Genomic DNA, 16,651 nt, shown 5'->3' with positions numbered 1-16,651 from the left:
ACGGGAACGGGCCCGCACCCCAAGGGGTACGGGCCCGCACACGAGAACAGTCGATCAGAACGCTTACGCGTCCTTCGACTCCTCGGCCGGAGCCTCGGCGGCCGCGTCGGCCTCCTTGACGGCGCGCACGGTGGCGGCCTCGGCCTCGGCGACGGTCGCCTTCTTGGCGATCTCGCCCTCGACCAGCTCGATCACGGCCATCGGGGCGTTGTCGCCACGACGGTTGCCGATCTTGGTGATGCGGGTGTAGCCACCCGGGCGCTCCGAGTAACGCGGGGCGATCTCGGTGAAGAGGGTGTGGACGATGCCCTTGTCGGTGATCGTCTGCAGCACCAGGCGACGGTTGTGGATGTCGCCCTTCTTCGCCTTGGTGATCAGGCGCTCGGCGACCGGACGCAGGCGACGGGCCTTGGCCTCGGTCGTGGTGATGCGGCCGTGCTCGAAGAGCGACTTCGCCAGGTTGGCGAGGAGCAGCTTCTCGTGCGCGGCGGAACCGCCGAGGCGGGCACCCTTCGCGGGACGCGGCATGGTGTTTCTCCTTGTGATCTGCACCGGCCGTATGAGGTACCGATGTCAGTGTCCGAGCGGGCGAGTGCCCGTCGGAGACCCCGCGCCCCGGTCAGGGGCGCGGGGAACTGCGCGACCAGCCGAAGCCGGCCCGCAGCAAGACTGCGACTAGTACTGCTCGGTCTCGACGAACCCGGCGTCCGCGTCGTCGTCCGCGCCGAAGGCGTCGGCCGCGGCGGTCGGGTCGAATCCGGGCGGCGAGTCCTTCAGCGCGAGGCCCATACCGGCCAGCTTCGCCTTGACCTCGTCGATCGACTTCGCACCGAAGTTGCGGATGTCGAGCAGGTCCGCCTCGGAGCGCGCCACGAGCTCACCCACGGAGTGGATGCCCTCGCGCTTGAGGCAGTTGTACGAACGAACGGTGAGCTCGAGCTCCTCGATCGGCAGCGCCAGGTCGGCGGCGAGGGCGGCGTCCGTGGGGGACGGGCCCATGTCGATGCCCTCGGCGTCGATGTTGAGCTCGCGCGCCAGACCGAACAGCTCGACCAGGGTCTTGCCGGCGGACGCCATGGCGTCACGCGGGCGCATGGCCTGCTTGGTCTCGACGTCGACGATCAGCTTGTCGAAGTCGGTGCGCTGCTCGACTCGGGTCGCCTCGACCTTGTAGGTGACCTTGAGAACCGGCGAGTAGATCGAGTCGACCGGGATGCGCCCGATCTCCTGACCGACCTGCTTGTTCTGCACGGCGGAGACGTAGCCGCGACCGCGCTCGACGGTCAGCTCCATCTCCAGCTTGCCCTTGCCGTTGAGCGTGGCGAGGACGAGGTCGGGGTTGTGCACCTCGACACCGGCCGGGGGCGCGATGTCGGCGGCGGTGACCAGACCCGGGCCCTGCTTGCGCAGGTACATCACGACCGGCTCGTCGTGCTCCGAGGAGACGACCAGCTGCTTGATGTTGAGGATGAGGTCGGTGACGTCCTCCTTGACGCCCGGCACGGTGGTGAACTCGTGCAGGACACCGTCGATGCGGATGCTGGTGACAGCGGCACCCGGGATCGAGGAGAGGAGGGTACGGCGGAGGGAGTTGCCGAGGGTGTAGCCGAAGCCCGGCTCCAGCGGCTCGATCACGAACCGGGAGCGGAACTCGTCGACGACCTCTTCGGTCAGCGAAGGACGCTGAGCGATAAGCATGTCTTCAATCCTTCAGTCGTGGACGCCCACTATTTGACGCCCGACGGCCACCGGGCGGAACCCGGTGGTTGGTGCTGTGCGTACTGCAAGGGTACGGGCGGCACGGTCCGAAGAGCCGTACCGCCCGAAGTCCTGAACAAGCAGCCGTGCGTCAGACGCGGCGGCGCTTGGGGGGACGGCAGCCGTTGTGCGGCGTGGGGGTGACGTCCTGGATCGAACCGACCTCGAGGCCCGTGGCCTGGAGGGAGCGGATCGCGGTCTCGCGGCCGGAGCCCGGACCCTTGACGAAGACGTCGACCTTGCGCATGCCGTGCTCCTGCGCGCGGCGAGCGGCCGACTCGGCGGCCATCTGCGCGGCGAACGGGGTCGACTTGCGCGAGCCCTTGAAGCCGACGTGGCCGGCGGAGGCCCAGGAGATCACGTTGCCCGAGGGGTCCGTGATCGAGACGATCGTGTTGTTGAACGTGCTCTTGATGTGCGCGTGGCCGTGAGCGACGTTCTTCTTTTCCTTGCGGCGCACCTTCTTGGCAGCGCCCTGACGACCCTTGGGGGGCATCTATAACTCCTACGGGAGGTGGTCGGTCCTACAGCGAAGACCGCTTGGTCAAGCGTCCGCTGAGGACTACTTCTTGCCCGGCTTCTTCTTGCCGGCGATGGCGCGACGCGGGCCCTTGCGGGTACGAGCGTTCGTGCTGGTGCGCTGGCCGCGGACGGGCAGGCCACGACGGTGGCGCAGGCCCTGGTAGCAGCCGATCTCGACCTTGCGGCGGATGTCGGCGGCGATCTCGCGGCGGAGGTCACCCTCGGTCTGGAGGTTGGCGTCCACGTACTCGCGGATCTTGACGAGGTCTTCCTCGGCAAGGTCGCGGACACGGGTGGACGGGTTCACGCCGGTCGCGGCGAGGATCTCCTCGGACCGGGTACGTCCGATACCGAAGACGTAGGTGAGTGCGACCACCACACGCTTTTCGCGCGGGATGTCAACACCGGAAACGCGTGCCATTCAATGGCTCCTGTGTTCTCGGGGGTCTGCTGCAGAACCGTTCCCGGCTGCCGTATGAGGTACAGGTCGGGTCCCCGGCCCCCGCCGGAGGTGCCGTCAACCGTGTGGACACGGCCCGACGGGCTCTGCGTATGTACGTATTGCTATGCGTCGCGCGAAGAACTGCGAAATGCAGGTCGGTCGGCGTGCGTCAGCCCTGGCGCTGCTTGTGGCGCAGGTTGTCGCAGATGACCATGACCCGGCCGTGACGGCGGATCACCTTGCACTTGTCGCAGATCTTCTTGACGCTCGGCTTGACCTTCATGGGATGTGAGGTTCTCCGGGTCAGTGCCACCACCCGCGCACGGAGGCGGGGTGCGGGCAAGATCTACTTGTACCGGTAGACGATCCGGCCACGCGTCAGGTCGTACGGAGAGAGCTCCACGACGACCCGGTCGTCCGGAAGGATTCGGATGTAGTGCATCCGCATCTTGCCGGAGATGTGCGCGAGGACCTTGTGACCGTTCTGGAGCTCCACCTTGAACATGGCGTTCGGGAGGGACTCGATCACGGTGCCCTCGATTTCGATGGCACCTTGCTTCTTGGCCACGCTTCGCCTTTCGAATCGGCTACCTTGATCGACTCTCGCCGCCGCATGCGGACACACGGGTACACGAGAGCCGACGCATCAGTCTACGTCAGGCCCCAGGAAAAGACGAATCGGGAAGTCTGCCCACCCGAACTGATCCTTACGCAAGGCAACACGCCGTAGAAAATCCGGTGCAGTCCTACGCGGGCGGACTACGCCAGCGGGTCCGGCGCCGCCGTGACGCCCAGTTCCGCCAGCTTCGCCTTGCCGCCGTCGACCGCGGTCAGCACCAGGGGACCCTCCTCGGTCAGGGCGATCGAGTGCTCCCAGTGCGAGGACCAAGTCCCGACCCATTCCCCGACGCCCCTCTCGCGGGCTCGGCGCCGAGGGCGCCTCACAAGCTTCGAGGGGCTGCGCCGGCCTCCGACCGGCGAACTGGCCGCCCGACGCCCACTACGCCAGCGGGTCCGGCGCCGCCGTGACGCCCAGTTCCGCCAGCTTCGCCTTGCCGCCGTCGACCGCCGTCAGCACCAGGGGACCCTCCTCGGTCAGGGCGATCGAGTGCTCCCAGTGGGAGGACCAGGTTCCGTCCGTGGTGATGACGGTCCAGTCGTCCTTCAGGACCTCCGTCTGCGGGGTGCCCAGGGAGACCATCGGCTCGATGGCGAGGCAGAAGCCGGGGACCAGCTTCGGTCCCTTGCCGCGCTTGCGGGAGACGTAGTTCAGCAGGTGCGGGTCCATGTGCATCTCGGTGCCGATGCCGTGGCCGCCGTAGTCCTCGATGATCCCGTACCGGCCCAGGCTGTGGTCACCGACCGGCGGCCGCGGCTGGCGCTTGATGTACGTCTCGATCGCCTTCGAGATGTCGACGAGCCGGTTGCCGAGCTTCATCGCCGCGATGCCCGCCCACATCGACTCCTCGGTGACACGGGAGAGCTCGATCAGCTCCGGGGCGTGACCGGTGCCGACGAAGGCGGTGTACGCCGCGTCGCCGTGCCAGCCGTCCACGATCGCTCCGCAGTCGATCGAGATGATGTCGCCGTCCTTCAGGACGGTCTTCTCGTCGGGGATGCCGTGGACGACGACCTCGTTCACCGAGGTGCAGATCGTGGCGGGGAACCCGCCGTACCCGAGGAAGTTCGACTTCGCCCCGTGGTCGGCGATGACCTTCCGCGCGACCTCGTCCAGGTCCTTCGTCGTGGCGCCCGGCACGGCCGCCTCACGGGTCGCCGCGTGAATGGCGGCGACGACCAGCCCCGCCTCGCGCATCTTCGCGATCTGCTCGGGGGTCTTGATCTGCACCATCGTGGCCGCGGCCTTTCCATCGAGTACGGGGAACAGAACAACGATACGGCCGCGACGCCCCTGAGGGGCACCGCGGCCGTATCGGACGAACCAGGGTTACTTCTTGAGCGCGGTCATCGCCTTCGCGGTGACCTCGTCCACCTTGCCCAGCGCCGAGATCGTCTCCACCAGGTTCTGCGACCGGTAGTAGTCGATGATCGGCTCGGTCTCCGTGTGGTAGACCTCCAGGCGCCGGCGGACGGTCTCCTCGGAGTCGTCGTCGCGCTGGTAGAGCTCGCCGCCGCAGACGTCGCAGACGCCCTCGGTCTTCGGCGCGTTGTACGTCACGTGGAAGACGTGCGCACTGTCGTTGCGGCAGATGCGGCGACCCGCGATCCGCTTCACGACCTCGTCCTCGGGGACCTCCAGGTCCAGGACCGCGTCCAGCTGGACGTGCCCGGCCTTGAGGATCTCGTCGAGAGCCTCGGCCTGGGCCACGTTGCGCGGGAACCCGTCGAGCAGGAAGCCGTTGGCGGCGTCCGGCTGCTCCATGCGGTCCTTGGCCATCCCGATCGTCACGGAGTCCGGCACGAGCTGGCCGGCCTTCATGTACGACTGCGCCTCCAGGCCGAGCGCCGTGCCCTGCGAGATGTTCGCACGGAACAGGTCACCCGTGGAGATGTGCGGGATGTCCAGGTTCTTGGCAAGGTACGCGGCCTGCGTACCCTTGCCCGCACCGGGCGGTCCGACGAGGACGATTCGCATCAGCGGAGGAACCCTTCGTAATTGCGCTGCTGGAGCTGGCTCTCGATCTGCTTCACGGTCTCCAGCCCCACACCCACGATGATGAGGATGCTCGTCCCGCCGAAGGGGAAGTTGGCATTGGCGCCACCGAAGCCTGCCAACGCCATCGTCGGCACAAGAGCGATCAGACCCAAGTACAGCGAGCCCGGCCAAGTGATCCGGTTGAGCACGTAGCTCAGGTACTCGGCAGTAGGTCGACCAGCCCGGATACCCGGGATGAAGCCACCATACTTCTTCATGTTGTCCGCGACTTCCTCGGGGTTGAACGAGATCGCCACGTAGAAGAAGGCGAAGAACACGATCAGGAGGAAGTACGTAGCGATGTAGTAGGGGTGGTCACCCTTGACGAAGTGGGCTTCGATCCAGGTCTTCCACCCTGCGGTGGAGTTCGAGAACTGCGCGATCAAGGCCGGGATGTAGAGCAGCGACGACGCGAAGATGACGGGAATCACACCCGCCTGGTTCACCTTCAGCGGGATGTAAGTGGACGTACCGCCGTAGGAACGCCGACCGATCATGCGCTTCGCGTACTGCACGGGGATGCGGCGCTGGGCCTGCTCGACGAAGACCACGAGGGCCACCATCACGAAGCCGATCAGGATGACGGTGCCGAACTCGATCCAGCCCTTGGCGAGCTTGCCGCTCTCCTTGATGGCCCACAGGGCGCCCGGGAAGCCGGCGGCGATCGAGATGAACATCAGGATCGACATGCCGTTGCCGATGCCGCGGTCGGTGATGAGCTCACCGAGCCACATGACGATGCAGGTACCGGCGGTCATCGTGATGACCATGGTGGCGATGGTGAAGATCGACGGGTCGGGGACGACCTGGTCGGCGACACGGCAGCCACTGAACAGCGCACCGCTCTTGGCGGTGGCGACGAGACCGGTGCCCTGCAGCACGGCGAGGGCGACCGTCAGGTACCGGGTGTACTGCGTGATCTTGGCGGTACCCGACTGGCCCTCCTTCTTGAGGGCTTCCAGGCGCGGGATCACGACGGTGAGCAGCTGCAGGATGATGCTCGCCGTGATGTACGGCATGATGCCGAGCGCGAAGATGGTGATCTGGAGCAGCGCTCCGCCACTGAACATGTTGACCAGGCCGAACAGGCTGTTGTTGCCTTCGCTGGCCTGCTTCACACACTGCTGGACGGCCTCGTAGCTGACGCCGGGGACCGGGATGTGGGCCCCGAGGCGGTACAGCACGATGATGGCGAGCGTGAAGAGCAGCTTCTTGCGCAGGTCGGGCGTCTTGAACGCCCGGGCGAACGCGGTGAGCACGGTGCCTCCTGCGACCCCCGCGCTATGCGTCAAGGGTGACGGTCTTGAGGTTCGACGATTAGGTATCGGTCATCAATCCCGTGCGGGCATACCGCACGGAGCCTAGACAGTGCACGCCACCTTACCGGCGACCATGCCCCCCTAGGAACGACCAATCGGGGATGCCCCTTTTGGGAGGCATCCCCGATCGGATGTTCAGGCCATCGAGTCGTCTTAGACGAGCTCGGTGACGGTGCCGCCGGCGGCGGCGATCTTCTCCTTGGCGGAGCCGGAGACGGCGTCGACCGTCACCTGCAGCGCCACGGTGATCTCGCCGGTGCCGAGCACCTTGACGAGCTGGTTCTTGCGAACCGCACCCTTGGCGACCAGATCGGCCACCGTGACCTCGCCACCCTGCGGGTAGAGCGCGGTGAGCTTGTCCAGGTTCACGACCTGGTACTCGGTGCGGAACGGGTTCTTGAAGCCCTTGAGCTTCGGCAGACGCATGTGGAGGGGCATCTGCCCACCCTCGAAGCGCTGCGGAACCTGGTAACGGGCCTTGGTGCCCTTGGTACCACGACCGGCCGTCTTACCCTTCGACGCCTCACCACGACCGACACGGGTCTTCGCGGTCTTGGCACCGGGGGCGGGACGGAGGTTGTGGGCCTTCAGCGGGTTGGTCTCCGCCATGTCAGTCAACCTCCTCGACCGTCACGAGGTGGCGGACGGTGTGCACCATTCCGCGGAACTCGGGGCGGTCCTCCTTGACAACCACGTCGTTGACCTTCTTGAGGCCGAGCGAACGCAGGGTGTCGCGGTGGTTCTGCTTGCTGCCGATGTACGACTTCGTCTGCGTGACCTTGAGGCGAGCCATTACGCACCCGCCCCAGCACGCGCACGGAGCAGAGCCGCGGGAGCGACGTCCTCGAGGGGCAGACCACGGCGAGCCGCGATCTCCTCGGGACGCTGCAGGCCCTTGAGGGCCTCCACGGTCGCGTGCACGATGTTGATCGCGTTGTCGGAGCCGAGCGACTTCGACAGGATGTCGTGAACGCCGGCGCACTCGAGCACGGCACGCACCGGGCCACCGGCGATAACACCGGTACCGGGGGAAGCCGGCTTGAGCAGGACGACGCCCGCGGCCTTCTCGCCCTGGATCGGGTGAGGGATGGTGCCCTGGATGCGGGGAACCTTGAAGAAGTTCTTCTTGGCTTCCTCGACACCCTTGGCGATGGCCGCGGGAACTTCCTTGGCCTTGCCGTAACCGACACCTACGGTGCCGTCACCGTCGCCCACCACGACCAGCGCGGTGAAGCTGAAGCGGCGACCACCCTTGACAACCTTGGCGACGCGGTTGATCGCGACAACGCGCTCAACGTACGCGGTCTTCTCGGCGGCAGCGCCACCGTCGCGGCCCTTCCGGTCCCGCCGCTCGCCGCCACCGGCACCGCTTCCGCGGCGCTGGGGTCCAGCCATTGGATTTACCTCTCTCTGTTACGTCCGTTAGTCCCGGAACCGGGGCTTAGAACTTCAGCCCGGCTTCGCGGGCGGCGTCAGCCAGAGCGGCAATGCGCCCGGCGTACCTGTTGCCACCACGGTCGAACACGACAGCCTCGACACCAGCGGCCTTGGCGCGCTCGGCGACGAGAGCGCCGACCTGCTTGGCCTGCGCGGACTTGTCACCCTCGCCACCGCGGATCGACGCGTCCAGGTTCGACGCCGACGCAAGGGTGTGACCCTTGAGGTCGTCGATGACCTGAGCCGTGATGCCGCGGTTCGAACGCGTCACGACGAGGCGCGGACGCTCCGCCGTACCCGACACGTTCTTGCGGATGCGGATGTGGCGGCGAGCCTTGGCCGCACGCTTGTAAGCGTCGCCCTTGGCGATCTTCACACCGTATGCCATGGCTTACTTACCAGCCTTTCCGACCTTGCGGCGGATGACCTCGCCGGCGTACTTGACGCCCTTGGCCTTGTACGGGTCGGGCTTCCGCAGCTTGCGGATGTTCGCCGCGACCTCGCCGACCTTCTGCTTGTCGATGCCCTCGACCGAGAACTTGGTCGGCGACTCGACCTTGAACGAGATGCCCTCGGGCGCCTCGACCAGGATCGGGTGGCTGTAGCCGAGCTGGAACTCCAGGTTGGAGCCCTTCGCGGCGACGCGGTAACCGACACCGCTGATCTCGAGCGCCTTCACGTAACCCTGGGTCACACCGGTGATCATGTTGGCCACCAGCGTGCGGGACAGGCCGTGAAGGGCCTTGTTCTGACGCTCGTCGTTCGGACGCAGGACGTTGAGCACGCCCTCCTCGCCCTTAACGATGTCGATCGGCGCGGCGACGGTGTGGGTCAGGGTGCCCTTGGAACCCTTGACCGTGACCGTGCGGCCCTCGATGGTGACGTCCACGCCGGCGGGAACCTGGATAGGCAGCTTGCCAATACGCGACATTAGCTATTCCTCCGTTCCCGACTACCAGACGTAGGCGAGGACTTCCCCACCTACGCCCTTCTTGCCTGCCTGCTGGCCGGTCAGGAGACCGTGGGACGTGGAGATGATCGCCACGCCCAGGCCACCGAGGACCTTCGGCAGGTTGGTGGACTTCGCGTAAACCCGGAGGCCGGGCTTCGAGATCCGCTTGATGCCCGCGATGGAGCGCTCACGGTTCGGACCGAACTTGAGCTCGAGGACGAGGTTCTTGCCGACCTCGGCGTCCTCGACCTTCCAGCCCGTGATGAAGCCCTCCTGCTGGAGGATTTCCGCGATGTGAGACTTGATCTTGCTGTGCGGCATCGTCACGGAGTCGTGGTATGCCGAGTTCGCGTTACGCAGACGAGTCAGCATGTCCGCGATCGGATCAGTCATGGTCATGAATTGGCCTTCGGCCTCTCTCGCCGGGGTTTCCAGTGCGCCATCCCTCTCCCCACACAGGGGCGGGACGGGTGCGGCGCGGGGACCTACGGCGTAGTAAGTCGTACGGGCGGCAGACGCCCAACCCTCCTAGCCTAAGCCATGGAGGGATGGGCATCCGCCAACCCAGTGCTTACCGAGAGACTCCGGTCATCCCAAGTAAGGGATTACCAGGAGCTCTTGGTCACGCCCGGCAGCTCGCCACGGTGAGCCATCTCACGAAGGCACACGCGGCACAGGCCGAACTTGCGGTACACGGAGTGGGGACGACCACAGCGCTGGCAGCGCGTGTAGCCACGCACGCCGAACTTGGGCTTGCGGGCAGCCTTCGCGATGAGAGCCTTCTTCGCCATCTCGCTTACGCCTCCTTGAAGGGGAAGCCGAGGTGACGCAGAAGGGCACGGCCCTCGTCGTCGTTGGTCGCCGTGGTCACCACGGTGATGTCCATACCCCGGACACGGTCGATCTTGTCCTGGTCGATCTCGTGGAACATGACCTGCTCCGTGAGACCGAAGGTGTAGTTGCCACGCCCGTCGAACTGCTTGGGGGACAGACCACGGAAGTCGCGGATGCGCGGGAGCGCGAGCGACAGGGTGCGGTCAAGGAACTCCCACATGCGGTCGCCACGGAGGGTGACGTGCGCACCGATCGGCTGACCCTCACGCAGCTTGAACTGCGCGATGGACTTGCGGGCCTTGGTGACGGCCGGCTTCTGACCGGTGATCGTGGTGAGGTCACGGATCGCACCGTCGATCAGCTTCGAGTCACGGGCGGCGTCGCCGACACCCATGTTGACCACGATCTTCACGAGGCCGGGAACCTGCATGACGTTCTCGTAGGAGAACTCCTCACGCAGCTTGCCCGCGATCTCCTCGCGGTACTTCGTCTTGAGACGCGGAGTGGTGGTAGCCATCAGATGTCCTCACCCGTCCGCTTGGCAACGCGGATCTTGTTGCCCTCGTCGTCGAAGCGGTAACCGACACGCGTGACGACCTTCTTGCCGTCCTTCTCCACGACCAGCTGGACGTTGGAGACGTGGACCGGAGCCTCGGTCGTGACGATGCCACCGGCCTGCGACGGGCCGGCCTTGGTGTGCTTCTTGACCCGGTTGACACCCTCGACGAGGACGCGGTTCTCGCGGGGGAAGGCCGTGATGACCTTGCCCTGCTTGCCCTTGTCCTTACCGGTGATGACCTGGACCAGGTCGCCCTTCTTGATCTTCATGCTTACAGCACCTCCGGCGCGAGCGAGATGATCTTCATGAACTTCTTCTCGCGCAGCTCACGGCCGACCGGGCCGAAGATACGGGTGCCACGAGGGTCGCCGTCGTTCTTGAGAATGACAGCGGCGTTCTCGTCGAAGCGGATGTACGAGCCGTCCTGGCGGCGGCGCTCCTTGACGGTGCGAACGATGACCGCCTTGACGACGTCACCCTTCTTCACGTTGCCACCGGGGATCGCGTCCTTGACGGTGGCGACGATGACGTCACCGATGCCCGCGTAGCGGCGACCCGAGCCACCGAGAACACGGATGCAAAGGATCTCCTTGGCACCAGTGTTGTCGGCGACACGCAGTCGCGACTCCTGCTGGATCACGTCTATCTCCTGATTGTCTGCCGGTTCCCGGTGGAGAAGCGCTAAGCATTAGCGCTTCTCCACCGAGCCTGGCGGAACGAACTTGAAGGGTTACCCCCTCAAGAATTACTTGGCCTTCTCGAGGATCTCGATGACGCGCCAGTGCTTCGTGGCGGACAGCTTCCGGGTCTCCATCAGGAGGACGCGGTCGCCGATGCCGGCAGCGTTCTGCTCGTCATGAGCCTTGAGCTTGTTCGTACGGCGGATGACCTTGCCGTACAGCGCGTGCTTGACGCGGTCCTCGACAGCGACGACGACGGTCTTGTCCATCTTGTCGCTGACGACCAGGCCCTCGCGGACCTTGCGGGCGTTGCGCTCGGTCTTCTCAGTCACGTTGCTCTCGCTCATCAGGCGCTCTCCACCGTCTCGATGCCCAGCTCGCGCTCACGCATCAGGGTGTAGATCCGCGCGATGTCCTTGCGGACGGACTTGAGCCGCCCGTGGTTCTCGAGCTGACCGGTCGCCGCCTGGAAGCGGAGGTTGAACAGCTCTTCCTTGGCCTCGCGGAGCTTGTTGAGAAGCTCCTCGTTGCCCAGCTCGCGCAGCTCGGACGCCTTGGTACCGGCCGACATCACAGCTCACCTGCTTCGCGCTTAACGATCTTGCACTTCATCGGCAGCTTGTGGGCCGCACGGGTCAGGGCCTCGCGCGCGATCTTCTCGTTCGGGTAGGACAGTTCGAACATCACCCGACCCGGCTTGACGTTCGCGATCCACCACTCCGGAGAACCCTTACCGGAACCCATGCGGGTCTCGGCGGGCTTCTTCGTCAGCGGGCGGTCCGGGTAGATGTTGATCCAGACCTTGCCGCCACGCTTGATGTGGCGGGTCATCGCGATACGAGCCGCCTCGATCTGGCGGTTGGTCACGTACGCCGGCGTGAGGGCCTGAATGCCGTACTCGCCGAACGCAACCTGCGTACCACCCTTGCTCATACCCGAGCGCTTGGGGTGGTGCTGCTTGCGGTGCTTGACCCTACGGGGGATCAGCATTTCGGTCAGGCCTCCGTTCCGGTGCTCTCAGCCGGAGCAGCGGCGGCAGCCTCGGCCTTGGGGGCCTCGGCGGCCGGAGCCGACTGCTGCGGCTTGCGGCCGCGGCCGCCACGCTCGCCACCGCGGCCACCACGGCCGGCCGGGCGGTCGCCAGCGCCGGCACCACGGGCCGGGCGGTTACCCGCACGGGCCGCGGCGTTCTCGGCGCGGACCTCGGCGATGTTCTTGACGTCGCCCTTGTAGATCCAGACCTTCACGCCGATGCGGCCGAAGGTCGTCTTGGCCTCGAAGAAGCCGTAGTCGACGTTCGCGCGGAGCGTGTGCAGGGGCACACGGCCCTCGCGGTAGAACTCCGAGCGGGACATCTCGGCGCCGCCGAGACGACCGCCGCACTGGATCTTGATGCCCTTGGCGCCGGCCTTCATCGTGCCCTGCATGCTCTTACGCATGGCGCGACGGAAGGAGACGCGGGAGGAGAGCTGCTCGGCAACGGCCTGGGCGACCAGCTGCGCGTCCATCTCGGGGTTCTTGACCTCGAGGATGTTCAGCTGGACCTGCTTGCCCGTGAGCTTCTCGAGGTCGCCGCGGATGCGGTCGGCCTCGGCGCCACGGCGGCCGATGACGATGCCGGGACGCGCGGTGTGGATGTCCACCCGCACGCGGTCACGGGTGCGCTCGATCTCAACCTTCGAGATGCCGGCGCGCTCCATGCCGGACGTCATCATCCGACGGATGGCGACGTCTTCCTTGACGTAGTCCTTGTACAGCTTGTCGGCGTACCAGCGGGACTTGAAGTCCGTGGTGATGCCGAGCCGGAACCCATGCGGGTTAACCTTCTGGCCCATTACCGGGTTCCTTCCTTGCTGCTGACGACCACGGTGATGTGGCTGGTCCGCTTACGGATCCGGTAGGCACGGCCCTGGGCACGCGGACGGAACCGCTTCAGGGTCGGGCCCTCATCCACGAACGCCTCGCTGATGTACAGCGAAGAGGCGTCACTGTGGTCGTAGTTGTGCGCGGCGTTGGCGATGGCGCTGTCAAGCACCTTGCCGACCGGCACGCTCGCGGCCTGCGGGGCGAAACGCAGGACCGCCTGAGCCTCCGTGGCATCCATGCCACGGATAAGGTCCACCACACGGCGGGCCTTCATGGGCGTAACGCGGATGTACCGCGCCTGGGCCCTGGCTTCCATGGTTGTCCTTCCAGTGTCTGTCATGGTCATTCCACCCCGCTACTAGCGGCGCTTCGACTTCCGGTCGTCCTTCACGTGACCCCGGAAGGTGCGCGTCGGCGAGAACTCGCCGAGCTTGTGGCCGACCATCGACTCGGTGACAAACACCGGAATGTGGGTCTTGCCGTTGTGCACCGCGATCGTGTGGCCGAGCATGGCCGGGATGATCATCGAGCGACGGGACCAGGTCTTGATGACGTTCTTGGTACCGGCTTCGTTCTGAGCGTCCACCTTCTTTACGAGGTGGCCGTCAACGAAGGGTCCCTTCTTGAGACTGCGCGGCATCTAAACCCGCTCCTAGCGCTTCTTGTTCGTCTTGCGGCGGCGGACGATGTACTTGTTCGAAGCCTTCTTCGGCGAACGAGTACGACCCTCCTTCTGACCCCACGGGGAGACCGGGTGGCGACCACCGGAGGTCTTGCCCTCACCACCACCGTGCGGGTGGTCAACCGGGTTCATCGCCACACCGCGGACGGTCGGGCGGACGCCGAGCCAGCGCTTGCGGCCGGCCTTGCCCCAGTTGATGTTCGACTGCTCGGCGTTGCCGACCTCGCCGATCGTGGCGCGGCAGCGGGCGTCGACGAGACGGATCTCACCGGACGGCATACGAAGGTGGGCCATCGTGCCCTCCTTCGCCAGCAGCTGCACGGAGGCACCAGCGGAACGGGCGAACTTCGCGCCACCACCGGGACGGAGCTCGATCGCGTGGATCGTGGTACCGACCGGGATGTTGCGGAGCGCCAGGTTGTTGCCGGGCTTGATGTCCGCACCCGGGCCGTTCTCGACGCGGTCACCCTGCGAGAGGCCCTTGGGGGCGATGATGTAGCGCTTCTCGCCGTCCACGTAGTGGAGCAGCGCGATGCGCGCGGTGCGGTTCGGGTCGTACTCGATGTGAGCGACCTTGGCCGGCACGCCGTCCTTGTCGTGACGACGGAAGTCGATCACGCGGTAGGCACGCTTGTGGCCACCGCCCTGGTGACGGACGGTCACACGACCGGTGTTGTTACGGCCGCCCTTGCTGTGCAGGGGGCGGACCAGCGACTTCTCCGGCGTGGACCGCGTGATCTCGACGAAGTCGGCTACGGAGGAGCCACGGCGGCCCGGCGTAGTCGGCTTGTACTTGCGGATTCCCATTTCTCAGTCCTCGTCCGATTCCGGACGATCCAGACCGCCCTTAGGCGGTCGGACCGCCGAAGATGTCGATACGGTTGCCCTCGGCAAGGGTCACGATGGCGCGCTTGGTGTCCTTGCGCTTGCCGAAACCGGCCTTGGTGCGCTTGCGCTTGCCCTGGCGGTTGATCGTGTTGACCCCGGTGACCTTGACCGAGAAGACCGCCTCGACGGCCTGCTTGATCTGGGTCTTGTTGGAGCCAGGCGCGACGATGAACGTGTACTTGTTCTCGTCCAGCAGAGCGTAGCTCTTCTCCGAGACGACAGGCTTGATCAGAATGTCGCGCGGGTCCGAGAAGGTCTTGCTGGTGACGACGGCCTCAGTCATCAGGCGTCGCTCCCTTCGGTCTCAGCGGTCTGGGGGCCAGACACGAAGGACTCGAGGGCGGCCTTGGTGAAGACCACGTCGTCGGAGACGATCACGTCGTACGTGTTGAGCTGGCCCGGCTCCAGGATGTGCACCTGGGGCAGGTTACGAGCGGACAGCCACGCGGCCTCGTCGGAGCGCTCGGCGACCAGGAGCAGGTTCTTGCGCTCCGAGATCTTGCCGAACAGCGTCTTCGCGGCCTTGGTGGAGATCTCACCCTCGACCACGCCGGTCACGACGTGGATGCGGGAGTGGGTGGCCCGGTCGGAGAGGGCACCACGGAGAGCGGCGACCTTCATCTTCTTCGGGGTCCGCTGCGAGTAGTCACGCGGCACGGGACCGTGCACGACGCCACCACCGGCGAACTGCGGGGCGCGGGTCGAACCCTGACGGGCGCGGCCGGTGCCCTTCTGGCGGTAAGGCTTCTTGCCACCACCGCGGACTTCGCCACGGGTCTTGGTCTTGTGCGTGCCCTGACGGGCCGCGGCCAGCTGCGCGACGACGACCTGGTGGATCAGCGGAACGCTGACCTTGGCGCCGAAGATCTCCTCGGGGAGCTCGACGGTCCCGGTCTTGTCGCCTGCCGGCGAAAGGATGTCAATGGTGCTCATCGGTTCCTCAAACCCCCTTGGCCGCGGTGCGGACCAGGACGAGGCCACCGTTGGGGCCGGGGACGGCGCCCTTGATGAGCAGCAGACCCTTCTCGGCGTCAACGGCGTGGACGGTCAGGTTCTGGGTGGTCACACGCTCGTTGCCCATGCGACCCGCCATGCGCATGCCCTTGAAGACACGGCCCGGGGTGGCGCAGCCACCGATGGAACCGGGCTTGCGGTGCACGCGGTGGGCACCGTGCGACGCCTTGCCACCACGGAAGTTGTGGCGCTTCATGACACCGGCGAAGCCCTTGCCCTTGCTCTTGCCGGTGACGTCGACCTTCACGCCGGCCTCGAAGACCTCGGCGGTGATCTCCTGGCCGAGCGTGTACTCGGAGGCGTCAGCGGTGCGGAGCTCCACCAGGTGGCGGCGCGGGGTGACGTCGGCCTTGGCGAAGTGACCCTTGAGGGGCTTGTTCACCTTGCGAGGGTCGATCTCGCCGAAGGCGATCTGGACCGACTCGTAGCCGTCGATGTCGTTCGTACGGACCTGGGTCACGACATTCGGGCCGGCCTTGACGACGGTGACCGGGACAACCCGGTTGTTCTCGTCCCAGACCTGCGTCATGCCGAGCTTCTCGCCCAGGATGCCCTTGATGTTCTTAGCCATCTCGCGCGTCACCTCAGAGCTTGATCTCGATGTCGACGCCCGCCGGCAGGTCGAGGCGCATGAGCGAGTCAACCGTCTTCGGCGTGGGGTCGAGGATGTCGATGAGGCGCTTGTGCGTGCGCATCTCGAAGTGCTCGCGCGAGTCCTTGTACTTGTGCGGCGACTTGATGACGCAGTACACGTTCTTCTCAGTGGGCAGCGGCACCGGGCCCGCGACCGACGCACCAGTGCGGGTCACCGTCTCGACGATCTTCTTCGCCGAGGAGTCGATGACCTCGTGGTCGTAGGCCTTGAGCCGGATGCGGATCTTCTGTCCCGCCATGGCTACTAGTAGTCCTTTGTCTCGTTAACGCTCTGGAACCCGATCGGCTTCGCTTACGGAGAAGCGTTGTCGTATCTCCGACCCACGCGGTCGGGCGTGTCGCACTCCCTCTACGCAGAAATCCCAGAGGATTTCCCAACCAAGGGGGC

Annotated in this window: 31 protein-coding genes; all 31 read right to left on the bottom strand. The window is 65.9% G+C overall.

Going from position 1 to position 16,651, the window contains the following annotated elements:
• Window positions 1-63: 63 nt before the first annotated feature.
• The 31 genes from rplQ to rpsJ all read right to left on the bottom strand — a co-directional run bounded on the left by rplQ (window position 64) and on the right by rpsJ (window position 16,502).
• Window positions 64-528: a 50S ribosomal protein L17 gene (rplQ, locus tag DEJ43_RS22085; RefSeq protein ID WP_015035596.1), complete on the bottom strand. Its 465-nt coding sequence runs from the start codon at window positions 526-528 to the stop codon at window positions 64-66.
• 147 nt (window positions 529-675) lie between these two features.
• Window positions 676-1,698 carry a DNA-directed RNA polymerase subunit alpha gene (locus tag DEJ43_RS22080; RefSeq protein ID WP_003966937.1) on the bottom strand — a complete coding sequence of 341 codons (1,023 nt, stop codon included), beginning with the start codon at window positions 1,696-1,698 and terminating at the stop codon, window positions 676-678.
• Window positions 1,699-1,849: 151 nt separating this feature from the next.
• A complete protein-coding gene (rpsK, locus tag DEJ43_RS22075; RefSeq protein WP_003956432.1) occupies window positions 1,850-2,254 on the bottom strand; it encodes a 30S ribosomal protein S11 in 405 nt (134 codons plus the stop codon).
• Between the two features lie 66 nt (window positions 2,255-2,320).
• Entirely contained in the window at window positions 2,321-2,701 is a 381-nt protein-coding gene (gene rpsM / locus DEJ43_RS22070; protein ID WP_015035595.1) for a 30S ribosomal protein S13, read from the bottom strand.
• A 190-nt stretch (window positions 2,702-2,891) separates the two neighbouring features.
• Entirely contained in the window at window positions 2,892-3,005 is a 114-nt protein-coding gene (gene rpmJ / locus DEJ43_RS22065; protein ID WP_003956441.1) for a 50S ribosomal protein L36, read from the bottom strand.
• A gap of 63 nt (window positions 3,006-3,068) precedes the next feature.
• Window positions 3,069-3,290, bottom strand: a complete 222-nt coding sequence (gene infA, locus DEJ43_RS22060) for a translation initiation factor IF-1 (protein WP_003956442.1) — start codon at window positions 3,288-3,290, stop codon at window positions 3,069-3,071.
• Window positions 3,291-3,481: 191 nt separating this feature from the next.
• The gene (locus DEJ43_RS22055) at window positions 3,482-3,667 is read right to left on the bottom strand and encodes a methionine aminopeptidase (RefSeq protein ID WP_015035594.1); all 186 of its coding nucleotides are present in this window, start codon (window positions 3,665-3,667) and stop codon (window positions 3,482-3,484) included.
• Between the two features lie 55 nt (window positions 3,668-3,722).
• On the bottom strand, window positions 3,723-4,574 hold the full coding sequence (gene map / locus DEJ43_RS22050) for a type I methionyl aminopeptidase (RefSeq protein WP_015035593.1): 852 nt from the start codon (window positions 4,572-4,574) through the stop codon (window positions 3,723-3,725).
• Window positions 4,575-4,670: 96 nt separating this feature from the next.
• Window positions 4,671-5,318 carry an adenylate kinase gene (locus DEJ43_RS22045; RefSeq protein WP_015035592.1) on the bottom strand — a complete coding sequence of 216 codons (648 nt, stop codon included), beginning with the start codon at window positions 5,316-5,318 and terminating at the stop codon, window positions 4,671-4,673.
• Window positions 5,318-6,637 (bottom strand): preprotein translocase subunit SecY, encoded by a 1,320-nt coding sequence (secY, locus tag DEJ43_RS22040; protein ID WP_030318644.1) that lies wholly within the window; start codon window positions 6,635-6,637, stop codon window positions 5,318-5,320. Before secY ends, DEJ43_RS22045 begins: the two co-directional genes overlap by 1 nt.
• A 213-nt stretch (window positions 6,638-6,850) precedes the next feature.
• The gene (gene rplO, locus DEJ43_RS22035) at window positions 6,851-7,306 is read right to left on the bottom strand and encodes a 50S ribosomal protein L15 (protein WP_030318646.1); all 456 of its coding nucleotides are present in this window, start codon (window positions 7,304-7,306) and stop codon (window positions 6,851-6,853) included.
• Between the two features lies 1 nt (window position 7,307).
• Window positions 7,308-7,490 carry a 50S ribosomal protein L30 gene (gene rpmD / locus DEJ43_RS22030; RefSeq protein WP_015035589.1) on the bottom strand — a complete coding sequence of 61 codons (183 nt, stop codon included), beginning with the start codon at window positions 7,488-7,490 and terminating at the stop codon, window positions 7,308-7,310.
• On the bottom strand, window positions 7,490-8,092 hold the full coding sequence (gene rpsE / locus DEJ43_RS22025) for a 30S ribosomal protein S5 (RefSeq protein ID WP_015035588.1): 603 nt from the start codon (window positions 8,090-8,092) through the stop codon (window positions 7,490-7,492). The genes rpmD and rpsE overlap by 1 nt, the downstream gene beginning before the upstream one ends.
• Window positions 8,093-8,138: 46 nt before the next feature.
• Entirely contained in the window at window positions 8,139-8,522 is a 384-nt protein-coding gene (rplR, locus tag DEJ43_RS22020) for a 50S ribosomal protein L18 (protein WP_015035587.1), read from the bottom strand.
• A 3-nt stretch (window positions 8,523-8,525) separates the two neighbouring features.
• Window positions 8,526-9,065, bottom strand: coding sequence for a 50S ribosomal protein L6 (gene rplF / locus DEJ43_RS22015; RefSeq protein ID WP_015035586.1), 540 nt, complete (start codon window positions 9,063-9,065; stop codon window positions 8,526-8,528).
• A gap of 21 nt (window positions 9,066-9,086) precedes the next feature.
• A complete protein-coding gene (gene rpsH / locus DEJ43_RS22010) occupies window positions 9,087-9,485 on the bottom strand; it encodes a 30S ribosomal protein S8 (RefSeq protein WP_015035585.1) in 399 nt (132 codons plus the stop codon).
• Window positions 9,486-9,691: 206 nt separating this feature from the next.
• Window positions 9,692-9,877, bottom strand: a complete 186-nt coding sequence (locus DEJ43_RS22000) for a type Z 30S ribosomal protein S14 (protein ID WP_003948630.1) — start codon at window positions 9,875-9,877, stop codon at window positions 9,692-9,694.
• 5 nt (window positions 9,878-9,882) lie between these two features.
• Window positions 9,883-10,440, bottom strand: a complete 558-nt coding sequence (gene rplE, locus DEJ43_RS21995) for a 50S ribosomal protein L5 (RefSeq protein WP_086024646.1) — start codon at window positions 10,438-10,440, stop codon at window positions 9,883-9,885.
• Window positions 10,437-10,748: a 50S ribosomal protein L24 gene (rplX, locus tag DEJ43_RS21990; protein ID WP_015035583.1), complete on the bottom strand. Its 312-nt coding sequence runs from the start codon at window positions 10,746-10,748 to the stop codon at window positions 10,437-10,439. Before rplX ends, rplE begins: the two co-directional genes overlap by 4 nt.
• Window positions 10,749-10,750: 2 nt before the next feature.
• Window positions 10,751-11,119 carry a 50S ribosomal protein L14 gene (rplN, locus tag DEJ43_RS21985; RefSeq protein WP_003956455.1) on the bottom strand — a complete coding sequence of 123 codons (369 nt, stop codon included), beginning with the start codon at window positions 11,117-11,119 and terminating at the stop codon, window positions 10,751-10,753.
• 105 nt (window positions 11,120-11,224) lie between these two features.
• Window positions 11,225-11,506, bottom strand: a complete 282-nt coding sequence (gene rpsQ / locus DEJ43_RS21980; protein WP_015035582.1) for a 30S ribosomal protein S17 — start codon at window positions 11,504-11,506, stop codon at window positions 11,225-11,227.
• Window positions 11,506-11,730, bottom strand: coding sequence for a 50S ribosomal protein L29 (rpmC, locus tag DEJ43_RS21975; protein ID WP_015035581.1), 225 nt, complete (start codon window positions 11,728-11,730; stop codon window positions 11,506-11,508). Before rpmC ends, rpsQ begins: the two co-directional genes overlap by 1 nt.
• A complete protein-coding gene (gene rplP / locus DEJ43_RS21970; protein WP_015035580.1) occupies window positions 11,730-12,149 on the bottom strand; it encodes a 50S ribosomal protein L16 in 420 nt (139 codons plus the stop codon). Before rplP ends, rpmC begins: the two co-directional genes overlap by 1 nt.
• Before the next feature lie 5 nt (window positions 12,150-12,154).
• A complete protein-coding gene (gene rpsC, locus DEJ43_RS21965; protein WP_015035579.1) occupies window positions 12,155-12,994 on the bottom strand; it encodes a 30S ribosomal protein S3 in 840 nt (279 codons plus the stop codon).
• Window positions 12,994-13,341, bottom strand: coding sequence for a 50S ribosomal protein L22 (gene rplV / locus DEJ43_RS21960; RefSeq protein ID WP_041662774.1), 348 nt, complete (start codon window positions 13,339-13,341; stop codon window positions 12,994-12,996). Before rplV ends, rpsC begins: the two co-directional genes overlap by 1 nt.
• Before the next feature lie 42 nt (window positions 13,342-13,383).
• Window positions 13,384-13,665, bottom strand: a complete 282-nt coding sequence (rpsS, locus tag DEJ43_RS21955) for a 30S ribosomal protein S19 (RefSeq protein ID WP_015035577.1) — start codon at window positions 13,663-13,665, stop codon at window positions 13,384-13,386.
• A gap of 12 nt (window positions 13,666-13,677) precedes the next feature.
• Window positions 13,678-14,514, bottom strand: coding sequence for a 50S ribosomal protein L2 (rplB, locus tag DEJ43_RS21950; RefSeq protein WP_015035576.1), 837 nt, complete (start codon window positions 14,512-14,514; stop codon window positions 13,678-13,680).
• A gap of 40 nt (window positions 14,515-14,554) precedes the next feature.
• Window positions 14,555-14,878: a 50S ribosomal protein L23 gene (rplW, locus tag DEJ43_RS21945; RefSeq protein ID WP_015035575.1), complete on the bottom strand. Its 324-nt coding sequence runs from the start codon at window positions 14,876-14,878 to the stop codon at window positions 14,555-14,557.
• Window positions 14,878-15,528: a 50S ribosomal protein L4 gene (rplD, locus tag DEJ43_RS21940; protein WP_015035574.1), complete on the bottom strand. Its 651-nt coding sequence runs from the start codon at window positions 15,526-15,528 to the stop codon at window positions 14,878-14,880. The genes rplW and rplD overlap by 1 nt, the downstream gene beginning before the upstream one ends.
• A 7-nt stretch (window positions 15,529-15,535) precedes the next feature.
• Window positions 15,536-16,180 carry a 50S ribosomal protein L3 gene (rplC, locus tag DEJ43_RS21935; RefSeq protein WP_041664123.1) on the bottom strand — a complete coding sequence of 215 codons (645 nt, stop codon included), beginning with the start codon at window positions 16,178-16,180 and terminating at the stop codon, window positions 15,536-15,538.
• A 13-nt stretch (window positions 16,181-16,193) separates the two neighbouring features.
• A complete protein-coding gene (gene rpsJ, locus DEJ43_RS21930; RefSeq protein ID WP_003948644.1) occupies window positions 16,194-16,502 on the bottom strand; it encodes a 30S ribosomal protein S10 in 309 nt (102 codons plus the stop codon).
• Window positions 16,503-16,651: the final 149 nt, after the last annotated feature.

Source organism: Streptomyces venezuelae ATCC 10712, assembly GCF_008639165.1.
In the GTDB taxonomy this organism is placed as follows: domain Bacteria; phylum Actinomycetota; class Actinomycetes; order Streptomycetales; family Streptomycetaceae; genus Streptomyces; species Streptomyces venezuelae.
This window is presented reverse-complemented; position numbering and strand designations above follow the sequence as displayed.

Excerpts from the sequence above, each read along its gene's own strand:
- rplQ (WP_015035596.1), bottom strand. The coding sequence starts at position 528 with ATGCCGCGTCCCGCGAAGGGTGCCCGCCTCGGCGGTTCCGCCGCGCAC.
- DEJ43_RS22080 (WP_003966937.1), bottom strand. The coding sequence starts at position 1,698 with ATGCTTATCGCTCAGCGTCCTTCGCTGACCGAAGAGGTCGTCGACGAG.
- rpsK (WP_003956432.1), bottom strand. The coding sequence starts at position 2,254 with ATGCCCCCCAAGGGTCGTCAGGGCGCTGCCAAGAAGGTGCGCCGCAAG.
- rpsM (WP_015035595.1), bottom strand. The coding sequence starts at position 2,701 with ATGGCACGCGTTTCCGGTGTTGACATCCCGCGCGAAAAGCGTGTGGTG.
- rpmJ (WP_003956441.1), bottom strand. The coding sequence starts at position 3,005 with ATGAAGGTCAAGCCGAGCGTCAAGAAGATCTGCGACAAGTGCAAGGTG.
- map (WP_015035593.1), bottom strand. The coding sequence starts at position 4,574 with ATGGTGCAGATCAAGACCCCCGAGCAGATCGCGAAGATGCGCGAGGCG.
- DEJ43_RS22045 (WP_015035592.1), bottom strand. The coding sequence starts at position 5,318 with ATGCGAATCGTCCTCGTCGGACCGCCCGGTGCGGGCAAGGGTACGCAG.
- rplO (WP_030318646.1), bottom strand. The coding sequence starts at position 7,306 with ATGGCGGAGACCAACCCGCTGAAGGCCCACAACCTCCGTCCCGCCCCC.
- rpmD (WP_015035589.1), bottom strand. The coding sequence starts at position 7,490 with ATGGCTCGCCTCAAGGTCACGCAGACGAAGTCGTACATCGGCAGCAAG.
- rpsE (WP_015035588.1), bottom strand. The coding sequence starts at position 8,092 with ATGGCTGGACCCCAGCGCCGCGGAAGCGGTGCCGGTGGCGGCGAGCGG.
- rplR (WP_015035587.1), bottom strand. The coding sequence starts at position 8,522 with ATGGCATACGGTGTGAAGATCGCCAAGGGCGACGCTTACAAGCGTGCG.
- rplF (WP_015035586.1), bottom strand. The coding sequence starts at position 9,065 with ATGTCGCGTATTGGCAAGCTGCCTATCCAGGTTCCCGCCGGCGTGGAC.
- rpsH (WP_015035585.1), bottom strand. The coding sequence starts at position 9,485 with ATGACCATGACTGATCCGATCGCGGACATGCTGACTCGTCTGCGTAAC.
- DEJ43_RS22000 (WP_003948630.1), bottom strand. The coding sequence starts at position 9,877 with ATGGCGAAGAAGGCTCTCATCGCGAAGGCTGCCCGCAAGCCCAAGTTC.
- rplX (WP_015035583.1), bottom strand. The coding sequence starts at position 10,748 with ATGAAGATCAAGAAGGGCGACCTGGTCCAGGTCATCACCGGTAAGGAC.
- rpsQ (WP_015035582.1), bottom strand. The coding sequence starts at position 11,506 with ATGAGCGAGAGCAACGTGACTGAGAAGACCGAGCGCAACGCCCGCAAG.
- rpmC (WP_015035581.1), bottom strand. The coding sequence starts at position 11,730 with ATGTCGGCCGGTACCAAGGCGTCCGAGCTGCGCGAGCTGGGCAACGAG.
- rplP (WP_015035580.1), bottom strand. The coding sequence starts at position 12,149 with ATGCTGATCCCCCGTAGGGTCAAGCACCGCAAGCAGCACCACCCCAAG.
- rpsC (WP_015035579.1), bottom strand. The coding sequence starts at position 12,994 with ATGGGCCAGAAGGTTAACCCGCATGGGTTCCGGCTCGGCATCACCACG.
- rplV (WP_041662774.1), bottom strand. The coding sequence starts at position 13,341 with ATGGAAGCCAGGGCCCAGGCGCGGTACATCCGCGTTACGCCCATGAAG.
- rpsS (WP_015035577.1), bottom strand. The coding sequence starts at position 13,665 with ATGCCGCGCAGTCTCAAGAAGGGACCCTTCGTTGACGGCCACCTCGTA.
- rplB (WP_015035576.1), bottom strand. The coding sequence starts at position 14,514 with ATGGGAATCCGCAAGTACAAGCCGACTACGCCGGGCCGCCGTGGCTCC.
- rplW (WP_015035575.1), bottom strand. The coding sequence starts at position 14,878 with ATGACTGAGGCCGTCGTCACCAGCAAGACCTTCTCGGACCCGCGCGAC.
- rplD (WP_015035574.1), bottom strand. The coding sequence starts at position 15,528 with ATGAGCACCATTGACATCCTTTCGCCGGCAGGCGACAAGACCGGGACC.
- rplC (WP_041664123.1), bottom strand. The coding sequence starts at position 16,180 with ATGGCTAAGAACATCAAGGGCATCCTGGGCGAGAAGCTCGGCATGACG.
- rpsJ (WP_003948644.1), bottom strand. The coding sequence starts at position 16,502 with ATGGCGGGACAGAAGATCCGCATCCGGCTCAAGGCCTACGACCACGAG.